13 protein-coding genes are annotated in these 15,753 nt (G+C 73.1%); 7 read left to right on the top strand and 6 right to left on the bottom strand.

What is annotated here, in order from left to right; genetic code table 11:
- Nucleotides 1-2: 2 nt before the first annotated feature.
- Nucleotides 3-1,796, bottom strand: coding sequence for a cation:proton antiporter domain-containing protein (locus EOE48_RS16795; RefSeq protein WP_127731193.1), 1,794 nt, complete (start codon nt 1,794-1,796; stop codon nt 3-5).
- A gap of 212 nt (nt 1,797-2,008) precedes the next feature.
- Between EOE48_RS16795 and EOE48_RS16790 the strand changes: the two genes are divergently transcribed.
- Nucleotides 2,009-3,106: a glycosyltransferase family 61 protein gene (locus tag EOE48_RS16790; protein WP_187371448.1), complete on the top strand. Its 1,098-nt coding sequence runs from the start codon at nt 2,009-2,011 to the stop codon at nt 3,104-3,106.
- A gap of 9 nt (nt 3,107-3,115) precedes the next feature.
- Here EOE48_RS16790 and hmpA read toward each other — a convergent pair whose 3' ends face one another.
- Nucleotides 3,116-4,354 (bottom strand): NO-inducible flavohemoprotein, encoded by a 1,239-nt coding sequence (gene hmpA, locus EOE48_RS16785; RefSeq protein WP_127731189.1) that lies wholly within the window; start codon nt 4,352-4,354, stop codon nt 3,116-3,118.
- A 94-nt stretch (nt 4,355-4,448) separates the two neighbouring features.
- Here hmpA and EOE48_RS16780 point away from each other — a divergent pair, with 94 nt between their 5' ends.
- Nucleotides 4,449-4,901 carry an Rrf2 family transcriptional regulator gene (locus tag EOE48_RS16780; RefSeq protein WP_127731187.1) on the top strand — a complete coding sequence of 151 codons (453 nt, stop codon included), beginning with the start codon at nt 4,449-4,451 and terminating at the stop codon, nt 4,899-4,901.
- A 7-nt stretch (nt 4,902-4,908) separates the two neighbouring features.
- Here the strand turns inward: EOE48_RS16780 and EOE48_RS16775 are convergent, their stop codons facing one another.
- The gene (locus EOE48_RS16775) at nt 4,909-5,988 is read right to left on the bottom strand and encodes an alanine racemase (RefSeq protein WP_127731185.1); all 1,080 of its coding nucleotides are present in this window, start codon (nt 5,986-5,988) and stop codon (nt 4,909-4,911) included.
- A 78-nt stretch (nt 5,989-6,066) separates the two neighbouring features.
- Nucleotides 6,067-6,687 carry an AprI/Inh family metalloprotease inhibitor gene (locus tag EOE48_RS16770; protein WP_127731183.1) on the bottom strand — a complete coding sequence of 207 codons (621 nt, stop codon included), beginning with the start codon at nt 6,685-6,687 and terminating at the stop codon, nt 6,067-6,069.
- Nucleotides 6,688-6,929: 242 nt separating this feature from the next.
- Between EOE48_RS16770 and EOE48_RS16765 the strand changes: the two genes are divergently transcribed.
- Nucleotides 6,930-7,523 carry a PadR family transcriptional regulator gene (locus EOE48_RS16765; protein WP_127731181.1) on the top strand — a complete coding sequence of 198 codons (594 nt, stop codon included), beginning with the start codon at nt 6,930-6,932 and terminating at the stop codon, nt 7,521-7,523.
- Nucleotides 7,524-7,619: 96 nt separating this feature from the next.
- Here EOE48_RS16765 and EOE48_RS16760 read toward each other — a convergent pair whose 3' ends face one another.
- Nucleotides 7,620-7,898 (bottom strand): hypothetical protein, encoded by a 279-nt coding sequence (locus EOE48_RS16760; protein ID WP_127731178.1) that lies wholly within the window; start codon nt 7,896-7,898, stop codon nt 7,620-7,622.
- Nucleotides 7,899-8,243: 345 nt separating this feature from the next.
- Here EOE48_RS16760 and EOE48_RS16755 point away from each other — a divergent pair, with 345 nt between their 5' ends.
- The 4 genes from EOE48_RS16755 (at nt 8,244) to EOE48_RS16740 (ending at nt 13,258) form a co-directional block, all read left to right on the top strand.
- A complete protein-coding gene (locus EOE48_RS16755) occupies nt 8,244-8,480 on the top strand; it encodes a NepR family anti-sigma factor (RefSeq protein ID WP_127731176.1) in 237 nt (78 codons plus the stop codon).
- Complete coding sequence (locus EOE48_RS16750) at nt 8,477-9,040, top strand: sigma-70 family RNA polymerase sigma factor (RefSeq protein WP_127731174.1); 564 nt, start codon at nt 8,477-8,479, stop codon at nt 9,038-9,040. The genes EOE48_RS16755 and EOE48_RS16750 overlap by 4 nt, the downstream gene beginning before the upstream one ends.
- Nucleotides 9,041-9,163: 123 nt before the next feature.
- Nucleotides 9,164-9,418: a hypothetical protein gene (locus EOE48_RS16745; protein ID WP_187371447.1), complete on the top strand. Its 255-nt coding sequence runs from the start codon at nt 9,164-9,166 to the stop codon at nt 9,416-9,418.
- Nucleotides 9,419-9,568: 150 nt separating this feature from the next.
- Complete coding sequence (locus EOE48_RS16740; RefSeq protein WP_246154534.1) at nt 9,569-13,258, top strand: glycosyltransferase; 3,690 nt, start codon at nt 9,569-9,571, stop codon at nt 13,256-13,258.
- A gap of 135 nt (nt 13,259-13,393) precedes the next feature.
- Here EOE48_RS16740 and EOE48_RS16735 read toward each other — a convergent pair whose 3' ends face one another.
- Nucleotides 13,394-15,604 (bottom strand): polysaccharide biosynthesis tyrosine autokinase, encoded by a 2,211-nt coding sequence (locus EOE48_RS16735; RefSeq protein ID WP_187371446.1) that lies wholly within the window; start codon nt 15,602-15,604, stop codon nt 13,394-13,396.
- Nucleotides 15,605-15,753: the final 149 nt, after the last annotated feature.

The following is a 15,753-nucleotide window of genomic DNA, read 5'->3' as shown; positions in this document are numbered from 1 at the left end:
GCTCATCCGGCCTTGCCGACCGTGCGCCGTGCGGCGAATTCGGGAGCCGGCGCCTCCTCCTTGCGCTTGAGCAGCGCCCGGAACTCGTCGCGGCGCTCGTGGATCGACGCGATGACGTGGCCCATCGGCACGCCGACGTCGACCAGCACCGCCTCGGAGAGCTGGAGCGAGGCCTCGATCGTCTCCGGCACTGCGTCGTCGACGCCCATCTCGTAGAGGGCGCGGGCGTGGCGGGCGTCGCGGGCGCGGGCGACCACCGTGAGGTCGGGCCGCTCGGCCTTGGCGGTGAGCACCGCCGCCTCGACGGCGCTCGGCTGGTCGAGGGTGACGACGAGGGCGCGGGCAGTGGCGATGCCGCAGCGGCGCAGCATCTCGGTGTTGGCCGAATCGCCGAAATACACCGGCTTGCCGAGCCGGCGCTGCTCGGCGACCCGGGCGGCGTCGAGGTCGAGGGCGAGGTAGGGGACCTTGTGGCGCGCCAGCATCTCACCGACGAGCCGCCCGACCCGGCCGTAGCCCGCGATGATGACCCGGCCGGGCTGCCTGTCGGGCGGGGGCGGCTCGGCCCGGGCACGGCCGAGGTTGCGCCGGTCGGAGCGGGCCGACAGGCGGCGGGCGAGCGCCGCGAGGCCGGGGATCAGCACCATCGTGACGGTGGTGACGATCAGCGCCGCCTGCCCGACATTCTCGGGCACGAGGCCGGTCGCGATGGCGCCGCCGAGGAGCACGAAGGCGAACTCGCCGCCCGGCCCGAGCAGCAGCGCCGATTCGATCGCCACCGGCCGCGGCAGGCGGAGCGCCGCCGCCACCGCCACGATGATCGCGGCCTTCACGGCGATGAGCGCGAGCGCCAGCCCGAGCACGGCCACCGGCGCCCGCACCAGTTCGGCCGGGTCGAGGTTCATGCCGACCGAGACGAAGAACACCCCGAGCAGCAGCCCCTTGAACGGGTCGATCGTCGCCTCGATGGCGCGGCGGTACTCGGTCTCGGCCAGCAGCAACCCTGCCACGAAGGCGCCGATCGTCATCGACAGCCCGCTCGCCGCCGCCACCAGGGCGGTCGCCGCGATGACGAGGAGGCAGGCGGCCATGAACAATTCGGTGCTGCGGGTGCGGGCGACGAGCTGGAACAGCGGCCGCAGGGCGAGCCGCCCGGCGACCACCAGGACGGCGAGCGCCACCGCCGCCTGCCCCAGCGCCAGGGCGAGGCCGCTCAGCGCGCCGCCGTCCTTGCGGCCGAGCACCGCGATGGCGAACAGAACCGGCGCGACGGCGAGGTCCTGGAACAGCAGCACCGCGAAGCTCGCCCGGCCGGCCGGGGCGTTGAGGCGCTTCTGCTCGGCCAGAACCGGCAGCACCACCGCGGTCGAGGACAGGGCGAGGGCCAGCCCGACCAGGGTCGCGGCGGCCGGCGCGACGCCGAGCAGCATCAGCACCCCGCCGAGCACCGCGCTCGTCACGATCACCTGGAGCGAGCCGAAGCCGAAGACGAGGCGCCGCAGGATGCGCAGGCGCTCCCACGACAGCTCGACCCCGATCATGAACATGAGGAAGATCACGCCGAGTTCGGCGAGGTGTGCGATCTCGGTGCGGTTGCCGATGGTGACGTTGGACAGCCACGGCGCCGCCTCGGTCAGCCGGCCAAGGCCCGACGGCCCGAGCAGGGCGCCGGCGCCGATGAAGCCGAGCACCGGGCTGATGCGCAGCCGGTGGAACAGCGGCACCACGAGGCCCGCCGTGACGAGGAACAGGATCGCCTCCTTGTAGGAGGCGGAGACGGCGGCGTGCTCGGTCATCGGCGGCGGGGCGCCTCTCCCGGGTGCGGAATCGTGGAGCGGAGGCCGGCATCATGGGGAGCCGCGCCCGGGGCGGGCAAGCGGAAAGGCGCGTCGGCGCGCCGATTCGCCGGGGCCGGGTCGCCCCGGTGACGGTCGCCCCGGTACCGCCGCCCCCGATTGCCCCGCCCCCGCCGGGGCGCCATATGCCGCCGAGGACGGAACGGGACCGGATGACGACGAGGCTACGACGCTGCCGTGACTGGTGGGGCGAGTGTGCGCTGCGCGACGACCTCCCGGTCGTGCGGGAGGTGGCGGACGCGGTCTACCTGCCGCACCGCTTCGAGGGCTCGTGGGGCGTGTTCGGCCCGGACGGCCGGCTCGGTCCCGACGGCGTTGACGGCCCCTCCCCCGACCCGGCCGGCCTGCCGGCGGCGCCCGACGGCGAGTACCTCTATCTCGGTCACCTCGTGCCGCATTACGGGCACGTCATCGTCGACACGCTGTCGCGGCTGTGGCCGCTCGCCGGGCACGACGGCCCGCGGCCGCGGCTCCTGATCCACACCTTCGATCCGCTGCCGGCCTTCGGCGCCCTCGACTTCCTGCGCGCCATCCTGGGGCGGCTCGGCCTCGCCCCGGAGGATCTCGTCGCCTTCGAGGAGCCGGTGCGAATCGGCCGGCTGATCGTGCCGGAGCCGGCGTTCCGGGCCCAGGTCGAGGCGCACGCGGTGTTCGGGACCCTGTGCCGGGAGATCGGGGCCGGCTTCCACGACTCCGCCGAGACCGATGCCGACGCGCGCCCGCTCTACCTGTCGAAGAGCCGGCTCGCCACCGGCATCGCCCGGATCGCCAACGAGGACGACCTCGTGGCCGAACTCGACCGGCGCGGCGTCGAGATCGCCTATCCGGAGCGCCTCGCCTTCGGCGAGCAGGTGCGGCTGCTCAGCCGGCGCCGGCTGATCCTCGGCTCGACCGGCTCGGCGTTCCACACCACGATCTTCGCGGCACCCGGCCGGCGCGTGCTGGGCCTCAACTGGATGCCGGCGGTCAACAGCAACTTCGCGCTGATCGACCGCCTCGCCGGAACCACCGCCCGCTACTACCACCTCGACGGCACCCGCTACGCGCCGGCCGAGGGCTTCGAGTTCCGCTGGACGATCCCCGACCCGCGGGCGGTGGCGGCGGAGCTGGTCGCCCGGGCCGAGGCGTTCGACGACCTCGACGCCCGCGACGGCCTTGCGCGCCCGCGGGCGGGACAGGGGCTGCGCTCCTATGCCGGGGCGCTGCGCGGTCGAATCTCGCGGGCGGCGGGACGCTGGCGCGGTGCCTGAACCCCGCGATCAGGCCGCCAGGGCCGGCTCGCCCAGCACCTCGTCGGCGGGCCCGAAGAACTCGTGCCGCAGCCGCGCCGCCGGGACGCCCCGGGCGAGGAGGCCGCCCGCGAGGGCGTGCAGGAACGGCCTGGGACCGCACAGGTAGACCGTCGCCTCGGCGAGCGGCGTGTGCCGGGCCAGCCACTCGGCATCGATCCGGCCGACGGCGTCGTAATCGTGCCCCGCCCGATCCTGAGGCCGCGGCGCCTCGTAGACGACGTGGCGGCGCAGACCCGGTGCCACCGCCGCCAGGGCGCGCACCCGCTCGCCGAAGGCGTGGGTGGCGCCGTCGCGGGTGGCGTGCACCCACCAGACCGGCCGGTCCGGCGCCGCCGCGGCGCTCGCCTCCAGCATGCTAAGGAGCGGGGTGAGGCCGACGCCGCCGCTCACCAGCACCACCGGCCCCGCCCCCTCCTCCAGCACGAACTCGCCCGAGGGCGGCGCCAGCGCCACCACCGTGCCCGGACCGGCGCCGTCATGGAGCCAGTTCGAGACGACGCCCGGCGCCGCGCCGTCGCCGGCCTCGCACTTGACCGAGATGCGGTAGCTCCGGGCGTTCGGCGCGCAGGAGACCGAGTAGTTGCGCTTGAGCACGCCCCGCTCCGGCAGGTCCAGGCGCAGGCCGAGATACTGGCCGGGACGGTGCGGCACGACCGGCCCGCCATCGGTCGGGATCAGGGTGAACGAGCGGATGGTCTCGCTCTCCGGCGTCACCGCCGCGACCGTGAAGTCGCGCCAGCCGGTCCACCCGCCCGGCTGGCCGGCGAGGTCGCGGTACATCGCCGCCTCGCGGCCGATCAGCAGCTCGGCCAGGAACCAGTACGACTCGCCCCAGGCGGCGCGGATCTCCGGCGTCGCCGCCTCCCCGAGCACGTCGCCGATCGCCCCGAGGAGCGCGTCGGCGACGAAGGGGTAGTGCTCGGGCCGGATGTCGAGGGCGACGTGCTTGTGGGCGATCCGCTCGACCGCGCCGACGAGTGGCCCGAGGTCGTCGATGTGGCGGGCATAGGCCAGGACCGCGGCGGCGAGCGCCTTCGGCTGCGAGCCCGTCTCGCCGTGATGCGACTGGTTGAACAGCTCGCGCATCGCGGCGGATTCGAACAGGCGCTCGTACATCCGCCGGGTGATCGCGAGGCCGTGCGCCTCGAGCGCCGGGACGGTGGCTTTGACGAGGGCGCGGGTTTCGGGGGAGAGCGGTGCGGGCATCGGCGCCTCAAAGGTGCATTCGACATGAACCTTATGCCACCGGGGATGAAAAGATGCAAACCGAATCCATCTTTGGGGCTGACGGACACCTGCGATGCGCCTGACCCGCTACACCGACTACGCCCTGCGCACCCTGATCTTCCTCGGGCTGTGCGCCCCGCGGCAGGCCTCGATCGCCGAGATCGCCCGGGCCTACGGCATCTCGGAGAACCACCTGACCAAGGTGGTGCATCATCTGGGCCAACTCGGTCTGGTGAAGACCAGCCGCGGGCGGGGCGGCGGCCTGCGGCTGGCGCGGGAGCCCGGGGCGATCGTCGTCGGCGACGTGGTGCGCCGGACCGAGGACGACCTCGCGCTGGTCGAGTGCTTCGCCGGCGGCGCCTGCGCGATCACCCCGTCCTGCCGGCTGCGCGGCGCGCTGGGCGAGGCGCTGGCGGCGTTCCTCGCGGTGCTCGACCGCTACACCCTCGCCGACCTGCTCGCCGGAGGGGGCGAGACGGCGCGGCTGCTGGGGCTGGAGTTGGACGGAACGGTCGCGGCCGGGTGACCGCCCCCTACCCCGTCAGCCCGCGCGCCGCGACCGGGATCTCGCCGACGATCCGGCCGCCCTTCGTGGCGACCAGCCGGTCGACCATGTTGACGACGACGCAGACGTGGTTGGGCACCACCCGCACGACCGTGCCGACCTCCGGGGCGGCCGGGCACGCCGAGAGATCGAGGAAGCCATGCTCCTCGGCGAGCTTGCCGATGCGGGCCTGGGGGTATTCGCGGATCAGGCCGTGGCCGTCGAGGCCGCCGCCGGGATCGGCGGTGAGGGTCTTCGAGCCGGCATCGAGCACGCCGCGGGTGGCGGTCGCCCGGCTCACCACCGTCGCGACGACGTCGAGGGCGCAATCCTCCAGGCGGGCGGCGCCGCAGGCCATCATCATCCGGTCGTTGAAGATCGAGGTGCCCGAGCGGTGCTCGGTCGCGCCCGCCACCGCGCCGAGGTCGCGCAGGTTCGGCGTGCCGCCGGTCGAGACGATGCCGGCCTCCAGGCCCGCCTCCGCCAGCCCCGGCCGCACGGCGTCGAGGAAGGCGCTGGTCGCCGCCGCGCCGCCCTCGGGCGGGTAGAGCAGCAGGCCGGCGAAGCGCAGCGACGGCGCCTGCGCGATCGCGCGGGCGAGCGCCACGGCTTCCCTGGGCCGCGTCACCCCGGCCCGGCCGCGGCCGGTGTCGCATTCCACCACCACGTCGAGGGGGCGCCCGGCCGCCGCCGCGGCCTCGGCGAGACCCGCCACCACCGCCGGATGGTCGGCACTGACGGTGAGCGCGGTGCGCCGGAGCAGGGCGGCGAGCCGGGCGAGCTTGTGGGCGCCGACGAGGTTGTAGCTGATGAGCAGGTCGGACAGGCCGGCCCCGGTCATCACCTCGGCCTCGCCGAGGGTCTGGCAGGTCAGCCCGCGCGCGCCGGCCGCGACCTGGAGCTTCGCCAGGACCGGGCTCTTGTGGGTCTTGATGTGCGGGCGGTTGCGCAGGCCGGCGCCGTCGCAGGCGGCCTGGAGCCGGGCGATGTTGGCCTCGACCCGGTCGAGGTCGATCATCACCGCCGGCGAGCCGAACTCGCGGGCGACCTCCTCGGCGAGCGTGGACATGGCATCCCTCCTCGAGCGCGGCGCGGCAGGGCTGTGTCGGCCGGTGGCCGCAGCGCGTCAAGGCGCCAGGACGCGCGGTCAGCGCACCATCGCCAGCGGGGCGCCGGACTTCGACAGGGCGCCGTCCATGGCGCCGCCGGCCGGGCGCAGGCGCGCCGTCACCGTGCCGCCGGGCTGGTAGAGGTAGACCTCGCCGTCGCGGTAGTCCCAGGCCGAGACCTTGGCGAGGTCCTTGTTGGCGCAGCCGCTCGACGACGCCTTGTAGAGGTCGAGGGCCGGCGTGCTGGCGAGCACCACCCGGCAGCTCGCCCCGGTGGCGTCCTTGGCGGTCCAGCCGCCGACCACCGCCGAGCGCCCGCCGCCCGAACTCACCGGCGGCGGGGGCGGCGCGACCGCGGCCTGCTGCTGCACCGGCGGCGGCGACGGTTCGGCCATGACCGGGCCGCCCGGATTGGCGACGACCGCGTCCGGCGGCGCGGCGGAGGCACCGGGAGGCGGCGCCAGGGGCGCCGAGGTCACCGGCCCGGAGGACAGGCCGGGCGTGCCGAAATCCGGCTCCGGATCGACCGGCAGCGGCCGGGCCCGGGGCGGCGTACGCGGGGCGGAGAAGCCCCGGTCGTCGAAGCGCGACGAGGCGCAGGCGCCGAGGCTCGCGGCGAAGGCCAGAACGGTGGCGGTGCGGAGAAGCTGGCGCGGCATCATCGGGTCCCGGTGGATGCCTGCCCTTCCCCGCGAAATGCGATCCCGCCAAGGCCGCGGCCGCGCTTCCGGCTTCCCCAGGGGATCCAACGCCGCCTTTTCGCCGTCGTGTTGCCGGGAAGCCGCAGATCCCGGCCCGGAGGCCGGGCGGACCGGCGGCGCGACGGACGAGCCCGCGACCGTGCCGCGACCGGTCGCGATATATCTTGAAAGTCGATATATCGCGATGTATGTCATGGTGCATGAAGCACAGACACGACGACGGTCCGGACCGTCACCTCGCCGCCTTCGAGGGTTCGGACGAGCATCCGCGCCGCGGGCCCCATCACCACCGTCATTCCCACGACGATCATCGCGGCGGGCGCCATGGCGCCCGCCGGGGCGGCAGGATGTTCGATTACGGCGAGCTGCGGCTGCTGGTCCTGGCGATGACCGCCGAGCAGCCGCGCCACGGCTACGAACTGATGCGCGCCATCGAGGAGCGGATGGGCGGCAGCTACAGCCCGAGCCCGGGGGTGATCTACCCGACGCTGTCCTGGCTCGAGGACATGGGCTACGCGGTGGTCGACACGGAGGAATCCGGTCGCAAACGCTACCGCATCATGCCGGAGGGCGAGGCGTTCCTCGCCGCCAACCGGGCCGCGGTGGACGAGCTGCTCGCCCGCGTCGGGACCGGGGGGCGGCGCGAGGGCGTGCCGGCCCCGGTGGTGCGCGGCATGGAGAACCTGAAGCTCGCCCTGCGCCTGCGCCTGCGGCGGGGGCCGCTGGCACCCGCGGAGGCCGCGACCATCGCGGCCGCCCTCGACGCGGCCGCGCAGGCGGTGGAGCGAAGCTGAGCCGCGGCCGGCCGGAGCAGGGCCGGATCTCGTCTTGGACGCCGCCGCGGAGGCCGCGGCGGCTCGTTCGTCGTCGGGCGGCGGCGCCGGGGAGACTCAGCGCGGCGCGCTGCGGCCGGCGCTGCTGGTCGATTCGCCCCGGTCGAAGGCGCCGATCGCCGCCTTGCAGGCCGCCGAGAGGCGGGTCCGGTTGCGGGCGAAGCAGCGTTCGACCTCCGGGCTGTCCGGATCAGCCCCGGCGCAGAACTGGAAGTAGTCGCCGGCGCAGTGCATCTGCAGGCCGGGATCGTCCCGCTGGGCGAGGGCCGGCGTCGCCACGAGGGCGGTGAAGAGGGCCGCGAGAACGGCCCGCGCGCGGAGCGGCTGCGAATCCAAGGGAACTCCCCGTCTCTGAACTGTGCCGCAGGTTAGTCCCCGCGCCGGTCGGGGCAAGCGCGTCCGCGCCACACCGCCACTTATGTCACAGCCCCCCGGGGGCCCGCCTCGGCCAGCGCAGTTCCGGCCAAGCTCGGAGCAGCCGATCTGACGACAAGCTCTAATCAAGCCAAGCTTCATCCGCGTCGTGCGGATTAAAATATCATGAACGGTGGTTTCACGGACCATTAAAAGTCCGGGCTTTATTGGGGCGCCATCCGAACACGCAGGTGTCTCATCGGGCATCCGGGCCGCTCCATGCGGATTCCCCGGGCCCGGCGGGCCGCCTCCCGAGGGCCCGACCCGATGACCGATCCAGCCCCCGAACGACCAGCCCGGCCCGCGGGTCCCGGCGATCACGCGACGTCCGGACGGCCCGGGCTCGACGGCGACGCCCGCGACCGCATCGGGGCCGGGCTGCGCCGGCTCTACGGCAACCTCCTCGCGGCCCCGGTGCCGGAGCGCTTCACCCAGTTGCTCGACGACCTCGCCGAGGGCCGTGCCCGCCCGCCCCGCGACGAGAGCCAGGAGATGCCGAGATGACCGGAGCCCCCTCGGTGGGCGCGGCCGATGCCGAGATGCGCGACCTCCTGCTCGCCGCCCTCCCGGCCCTGCGCGCCTTCGCCTTCTCGCTCACCCGCGATCCCGACCGCAGCGACGACCTCGTGCAGGACACCCTCGTGCGCGCCTGGAGCAAGGCCGACCGGTTCCAGCGCGGGACCAACCTCACCGCGTGGCTGTTCACGATCCTGCGCAACCTGTTCTACTCCGAGCAGCGCAAGCGCCGGCGCGAGGTCGAGGACGCGGACGGGGCGCTGGCGGCCCGGCTGACCACCCTGCCCGACCAGGAGGCCCACCTCGAACTGACGATCTTCCAGGCCGCCCTCGCGGGCCTGCCGGCGAACCAGCGCGAGGCGCTGGTGCTCGTGGGGGCGCAGAACTTCACCTACGAGGAGGCGGCCGAGATCTGCGGCGTCGCGGTCGGCACCATCAAGAGCCGCGTCAGCCGCGCCCGCGCCCGCCTCGTCGAGGTGCTGGGCATGAGCGGGCCGGACGATCTCGGCACCGACGCGGCGACGCTCGCCGCGCTGGACGGCGCCTGAACCCGCCTGGGTCGGGGAGCGGTGACGTTTCGGAACCGTTCGCCCGTCTTGCGGTTTCCGAGCCCCCGGGCCGCGGCGACGCGGGCCGGGACCTGCCGCGTTCCCCCGACCCAGGAGAGGTCCATGCCGCGACCCCGCGAAGCCGTTGCCGACGCGGTCCGCACCGCGCGGATCATCGTGATGGAGGAAGGCGCCGCCCTCAGCGCCGCCGCATCGAGCGGAGATCCGGGCGCCGTCGACGCGGCCGGGCGCAATCTCGCCACCCGCATCGCCCAGGCCATCCTCGACGCGGAGCGGGACGCGGTCGAGCGGGTGGCGCTCGCCTGGGACGAGGACGGCACGCGGCATCTCTCCCTGACCGCCCGCTTCGCCAGCTAGCGCGCCCCGGGGCCGCCGTCTTCGCACCTGCGGTATCCGGTTGACAGATGCGGCGAACTCATGCCGTGTGCGGCCGGCCGAGCGGACGTCTCTGCGAGGGAGTGGCGTGTGCCCAAACTGAATGCGAGAGTGAGGAGGCATCTGCCCAAGTTGCTCTCGCACCTCGGGCTCGTGCGGCACAAGACGACCCCGCCCCTCGACGGATCGTTCGACGCCGCATTCTACGCCAAGCAATACCCTGACCTTCGACACCTGCCCGACGCTGCGGCGTTGTGGCAGCATTTCATTTGCCATGGCCGAGAAGAAGGACGCCATGGAACGCACGAGAGTTATCTCGCGTCGCTGATCGACGATTATGGTCCGCTTCCGGACGGGTTCGATGCCGGCACCTACCGGACGTTGCACCGGGATCTCGACGCCCAGATCGAGGACGACTGGGAAGCGGTCGCGCATTACCTGAAGCACGGGCGGGCCGAGGGCCGGGCCTACCGGCGGATCCCCGCCGGCTTCGAGAACGCTCCGGACGCCGTCCGGGCCGGGTTCGAGGCGCTGCTGGCGGCGCACGGCCTCTCCGCCGGCCCCTGGCTGAGAGCCTTCGATCTCGTCGAGTTCGTGCAGATGAACGCCGACTGGATCGTCGAGCCGCCCCGGAGCCGGGCCGACGGGCTGCGGCTGTTCGTCGAGGAGGGCGTGGAGCGCCTGGCACCGATCGGCGCCGGAACGGCGTTCGATCCGGATTTCTACCGCACCGCCTATCCTCGGGACGCCGGCCTCGGAGATGCCGACCTGTACCGGCACTGGCTGAACGTCGGCCTGCCCGGGCATCGGCCGCCGAACGAGGCCTGCGGAGTGCGCGACCTGCTCGGCCAGCCCGGCTTCCCGGCCTGCTTCGACGAGACCGCGTACCGGCGGCGTGCCGGCGGCGTGTCGATCGGCCCCGGCCGGCTCGCGGCCCTGCAGCACTGGGTGGAGACCGGTTTCGGGGCGGGCATCACCTCCTGCATCGCCGGCCCGGACGCCGCCGCCCTCTACGCGGCGGTCGGATGGCGGCTGGTCGGGGCCGGACGCGCGGCCGATGCCCGCCGCGCCTTCGATCTGGCGCTCGCCCTGGACGCTCCCACCGCGGAGCGGCTGCACGGCCGCGGCGAGGCGCTGCGCGGACTCGGCCTGAATGCGGCGGCGGCGGAGGATTACCGCCGTGCGGCGGCCCTGCCCGGCGCGAGCGTGTGGAGCCACGTCCACGCGGCGTCTCTGCTCGCCGGTCTCGGCGAGACCCGCGAGGCGATGGCCCTGATCCGGACCTCCAGCCCGATCTGGATCCGCCATGCGGCGTGGCGCCGGACCGCGTGGTCGGTGGCGACGCGCGCCTTCGAGGCCAGCAGCGAGGTCGCCCGCGCCGCCTACCGGACCGGCGAACGCCGGGAGGCCGACCGGATACTCGACGGCGCCCTCGCGCGCCTGACCGAGGACCTGCCGCTGGCGCAGCCGCTCCCGGCCGCCCTGCCGCCGGCCCGCTCCGGCACCATCGTCCTGCTGGCCAGTCTCGATCTCCCGCAATGCGTGCATTACCGGGTCGAGCAGCGCCGCCGGCAGCTCGAACACGGGGGATGGACGGTCCGGGTCTTCGGCCAGAGCGACGCGCCGAGATTCCGCGAGGCCCTGCACGAGGCGGCCGCGGCGATCTTCTACCGCGTCCCGGCCTTTCCGGAGGTCGTCTACAGCATCGCCTATGCGCGAGCGCTCGGCCTGCCGACCTTCTACGACATCGACGACCTGATCTTCGACGCGGCGGTCTATCCCGACCCGTTCGAGAGCTTCGAGGGGCAGATCACCCGGGCGGACTACGCCGGCCTCGCCTACGGCGTGCCGCTGTTCCGCTTCGCGATGGGCCTGTGCGACGAGGGCATCGCCTCGACGCCGGCCCTCGCCGAGGCGATGCGTCCGGTCGTGCGCAGCGGCCGCTGCCACGTCGTCGCCAACGGGCTCGACCAGCGCAACGAGCCGTTCCTGCGCCGCCCCCCCCGTCCGGTCGCCGACCGGGCGGCGCCCGTGACGATCTTCTACGGATCGGGCACCAAGGCCCACAATCAGGACTTCACTGAACTCGCCGGGCCGGCGCTGCTGACGATGCTCGCGCGGCACCCGCAGGTCCGCCTCGTGATCGCCGGGCATCTCAGGCTCGACCGGCGCTTCGCGGAGCACGCCGGCCGCATCCACCAGATCGGCTTCACCGCCGACGTGGCCGAGTACTGGGAGATCCTCTCGGCGGCCGACATCAACCTCGCGGTGCTGCTGCCCGGGCCGGTGGCGGACGCCAAGAGCGAGATCAAGTGGCTGGAAGCGGCGACGTGCGGCATCCCCTCGGTGGTCAGCGGCACCCGGACCTACCGCGACGTGCTGGTGGACGGCGAGGATGTGCTCGTCGCCGAGTCCGCGGACGGCTTCACCGCGGCGCTGGAACGGCTGGTCACCGATCCGGAGCTGCGGCAGCGGATCGGCGCCGCCGCCCGGCGCAAGGCGCGCACGGCCTACGCCCTCGATGCCGCGGCGGGCGTCCTCGCCGGGATCCTGCCGCGACCCGCGCCACCGCCCCTGCCGGCGACGGCGCGCCGCCCGCGCCTGCTCCTGGTCAACGCCTTCTTCCCGCCCCAGACGGTGGGCGGCGCCACCCGCGTCGTGCGCGACAACGTCGACCACCTGCTCGACCACGCCGCCGGCCGGTTCGACCTCGCGGTCGCCGCCAGCGACGAGGGCGTCGAGCCGGCCGGGCAGAGCCGCATCGACGCCTACCGGGGGATCCCGGTGCTGCGGATCTCGACGCCGGCCGAGGTCAACATGGACTGGCGCCCGTTCAATCCGGCCGTCGGCGAGCTGTTCGGCCGGTTCCTGGACCGCTTCGAGCCCGATCTCGTGCATGTCCACGCCGTCCAGCGCCTGACCGCGTCATGCGTCGAGGAGACCCGGACGCGGGCGATCCCCTACCTCGTGACGGTTCACGACGGCTGGTGGATCTCCGACCACCAGTTCCTCGTCGACCGCGACGGCCGCGAGGTGCGGCCGGACGCCGATCCGATGGCGGTGGGGACCGACACGGTGCGGGGCCCGGTCGCGGCGATCGTCCGCCGCCGCCGGCTGGCCGCGCTGCTGAACGACGCCCGGGCGGTGCTGTCGGTCTCGGCGACCTTCGCGGAGGTCTACCGGGCGGCCGGGATCGCCGGCACCCGCGCGGTCCCGAACGGGGTGCCGGCGCTCGCTCCCGTGCCCCGTCCGCCCAACGCCACCGGGCGGGTGCGGCTCGGCCATGTCGGCGGGCTCGAAGTGCACAAGGGCGCCTCGCTCGTCGAGGCGGTGCTGCGCACCACGCCGTTCTCGCATCTCAGCCTCAGGATCGTCGATCTCGCCCGGGACGGCGGCTACCGGCGCGAGGAGATCTGGGGCACGACCCCGGTCGAGATCGTCGGCCCGGTGCCGCAGGCCGAGGTGCCGCGGCTCTATGCCGGGCTCGACGTGCTGCTGGTGCCCTCGCTGTGGCCGGAGAGCTTCGGGCTCGTCGCCCGCGAGGCCGGCGCCCTCGGCCTGTGGGTGGTGGCGAGCGACCGCGGCGCGATGGGAGAGGACGTCGAGGACGGCGTCGACGGCTTCGTGGTCGACGTGACGACCCCGAGGGGCCTGCGGGAGGTCCTGAGCCGGATCGACGGCGATCCCGCCCGCTTCCGCTCGCCTCCGCCCCGGACTCGCCCGATCAGGACCGCCGCGCAGCAGGGCGCCGACCTGCTGGCGCTCTACGGGACGCTGCTGTCTGCGCCGGCCGCGACGGCGCCACTCTCGGCGGCCGAGTAGCGTCCGGACCGGCGGCCAGCCGGACACGGGCTCGCGCGGCAACGGATTGACCGGTTCGGAGGGGGGGGGGCGGACGCGCGACGGGCCGCCGTGGTCTCCCACGGCGGCCCGTCGCTCGGAACGGCGTGACCGGGCTCAGGCCGGGTCGCCGGGCTCCAGATAGTAGCTCTGGTAATGCCGGCCCTTGTAGCTCTCGATCCGCTTGAGAGCGCTCGGATCGGCCTTGTTGAGGACGACGCCGACGAGCCGGTCGCGCAGGACGTCGACGCTGGCGAACGCCTCGGCCACGACCTCGCGGCTGGTCTCGCCCCATTCGGTGACGCACACGAAGGCGTCGATGAGGTGGGCGGCGGCCCGAACGTCGACCACCGAGATGATCGGCGGCAGATCGACGACGACGTAGTTGTAGTGGCTGCCGACCGAGTCGAGCAGCGCGGCCATCGCCCGCGACGAGATCAGCTCGGCGGTGTGCGGGGTCGGCCCCTTCAGCACCGCAGGCAGCATCTGCAGTCCGTTCCCGTCCTCAGCATAGAGCACGTCGCCCAGCGTCTGGGCCTGCGTCAGGACCTCGAACAGCCCGGCCTTGGCATCGGGAGCCAGGGCCTGGGTCAGGCGCGGGTTGCGCAGATCGCCGTCGATGAGCAGCACCTTCTGGCCGTTCTGTGCCATGAGGGTGGCGAGGTTGGACGCGAAGGTCGTCTTGCCTTCGTTCGGCACCGCCGAGACGACGCCGATGACCCGGGCCTCGCGGGTCAGCCCGCTGATGTCGATCGCAACCTTCACGCTGCGCATCGATTCGGTGAAGCGCGAGAACGGCGCGTCGAGCACGTACCGGGTGATCGTCGACTTGCGCGAGATCGGCCGCGCCACGGCTCCCGCCTTCGCCGCTGCCGGCGCGCCCTTGCCGGGACGCACCACGGGCAGGATGCCGAGGCATTCGACGCCCAGATAGGTCTCGATGTCCTTGGCGGTGCGGAAGACGTCGTCGAGGCGGTCGCGGATCAGGGCCGCCGCGACGCCGAGCATGAGGCCGAGCACGAGGGAGCCCGGGAGCAGGATCTTGCTCTTGGGCCAGCTCTTCTCGACCGGCGCGGTGGCGGCGGTGATGAGACGGGCCTCGCTGATCGGCAGCGTCTGCTGCTGCGAGGCTTCGAGGAAGCGCTGCAGGAAGCTGTCGTAGAGGTTGCGGGCGGTCTGGGCCGAGCTCTCGAGGTCGCGCAGGGTGACCTGGGCCTGTCCGGAGGTCCCGGCCTGGCTGATCAGTTCGGCGAGGCTCTTCTGGAGCGAGGTCTCGCGTGCCCGGGCGACCTCGAAATCGCTCTTGTAGGCGTCGCCGATGCGCCGCAGCTCGTCGGTGATCGAGCGCCGGATCTCGTTCATCTGGTTGCGAAGGTTGATCGCGACCTGATGGTTGGCGCCGTACCGCGCCGACATGTCGGCATAGCGCGACGACAGGTCGAGATACTGGGCGCGCAGCCGGGTGATGACCTCGTTCTTCAGGGCGTCGGCGACCGTGGCGTCCGGAACGTTGCCGTTGGCGATCCGGTTGATCTGGTCGAGCTTCGCCTTCGCCTCCGCGGTCGCGGCCTGCGCGCTCAGCAACTGGGTGTTGACGTCGGCGAGCTGCTGCTCGGACAGGCGGCCGCGGTTGGTGTCGATGATGTTGTTCTCGGCCCGGAAGTTCTGGACCTTCTGCTCGGCGAGGGTGGCCTGCTCGCGCAATTCCTTGATGCGGTCCTGCAGCCACCGGCTGGCACGCCGGGTCGCCTCGTAGCGGGCGTCGAGCTCGTTGACCATGTAGGCGTCGGCGATCGCGTTCACGATCTGGGCCGACCGCTCGGCCGACGGCGAGGTGAACTCGATGTCGATGATGTAGGTGAGGTTCGAGCGCTTGACCTTCAGCGCCTTGTCGAACGCCTCGACGGTGTTGCGCTCGCGCTCGTAGGGGGTGGAAGGATCGTTCTTGAACAGCGACTTGATGTAGCCGAGGACGGCCTGCGGGCCGGTGGGGGCGAAGATCGGGTCGTCCACGAGCTTCAGCTCGCGGATCACCGCCAGCGCCACGCTTTCCGACTTGATCAACTCGACCTGGCTCTCGATCGCCGAGCCGGCGGCGTCGAGCTGCATGTCGGCGACCACCTGCGAGTTCTGAAGCAGCTGGTTCTTGCGCACGTCGATCAGGATCGATCCGGTCGCGGTGTACATCGGCTGCGCGAGCAGGATGTACAGGACCATCGCGCCGACGCAGAGCGCCGTGATGATCGCGATGAGCGGACGGTCACGCTTGATGACGGTCCAGTAATGCGAGAAATCGAGGGCGCCGACGGCCGCGTCCGCGACCGACATCGCGCTGTGTTTGTCCGCCTCGACGGATTTGAGCTTGAGCATGGCTGGCGAGTTGGCTGCGAACCGAAGTTCTTGAGGAAGTCCGGAAGACGGTCGTCCGCCGGCTTGGCTTGCGTCGTAGGTGTGCGGAAAGCGGCGTCCGCTCTCCC

It is taken from the genome of Methylobacterium oryzihabitans, assembly GCF_004004555.2.
Classification (GTDB): domain Bacteria; phylum Pseudomonadota; class Alphaproteobacteria; order Rhizobiales; family Beijerinckiaceae; genus Methylobacterium; species Methylobacterium oryzihabitans.
This window is presented reverse-complemented; position numbering and strand designations above follow the sequence as displayed.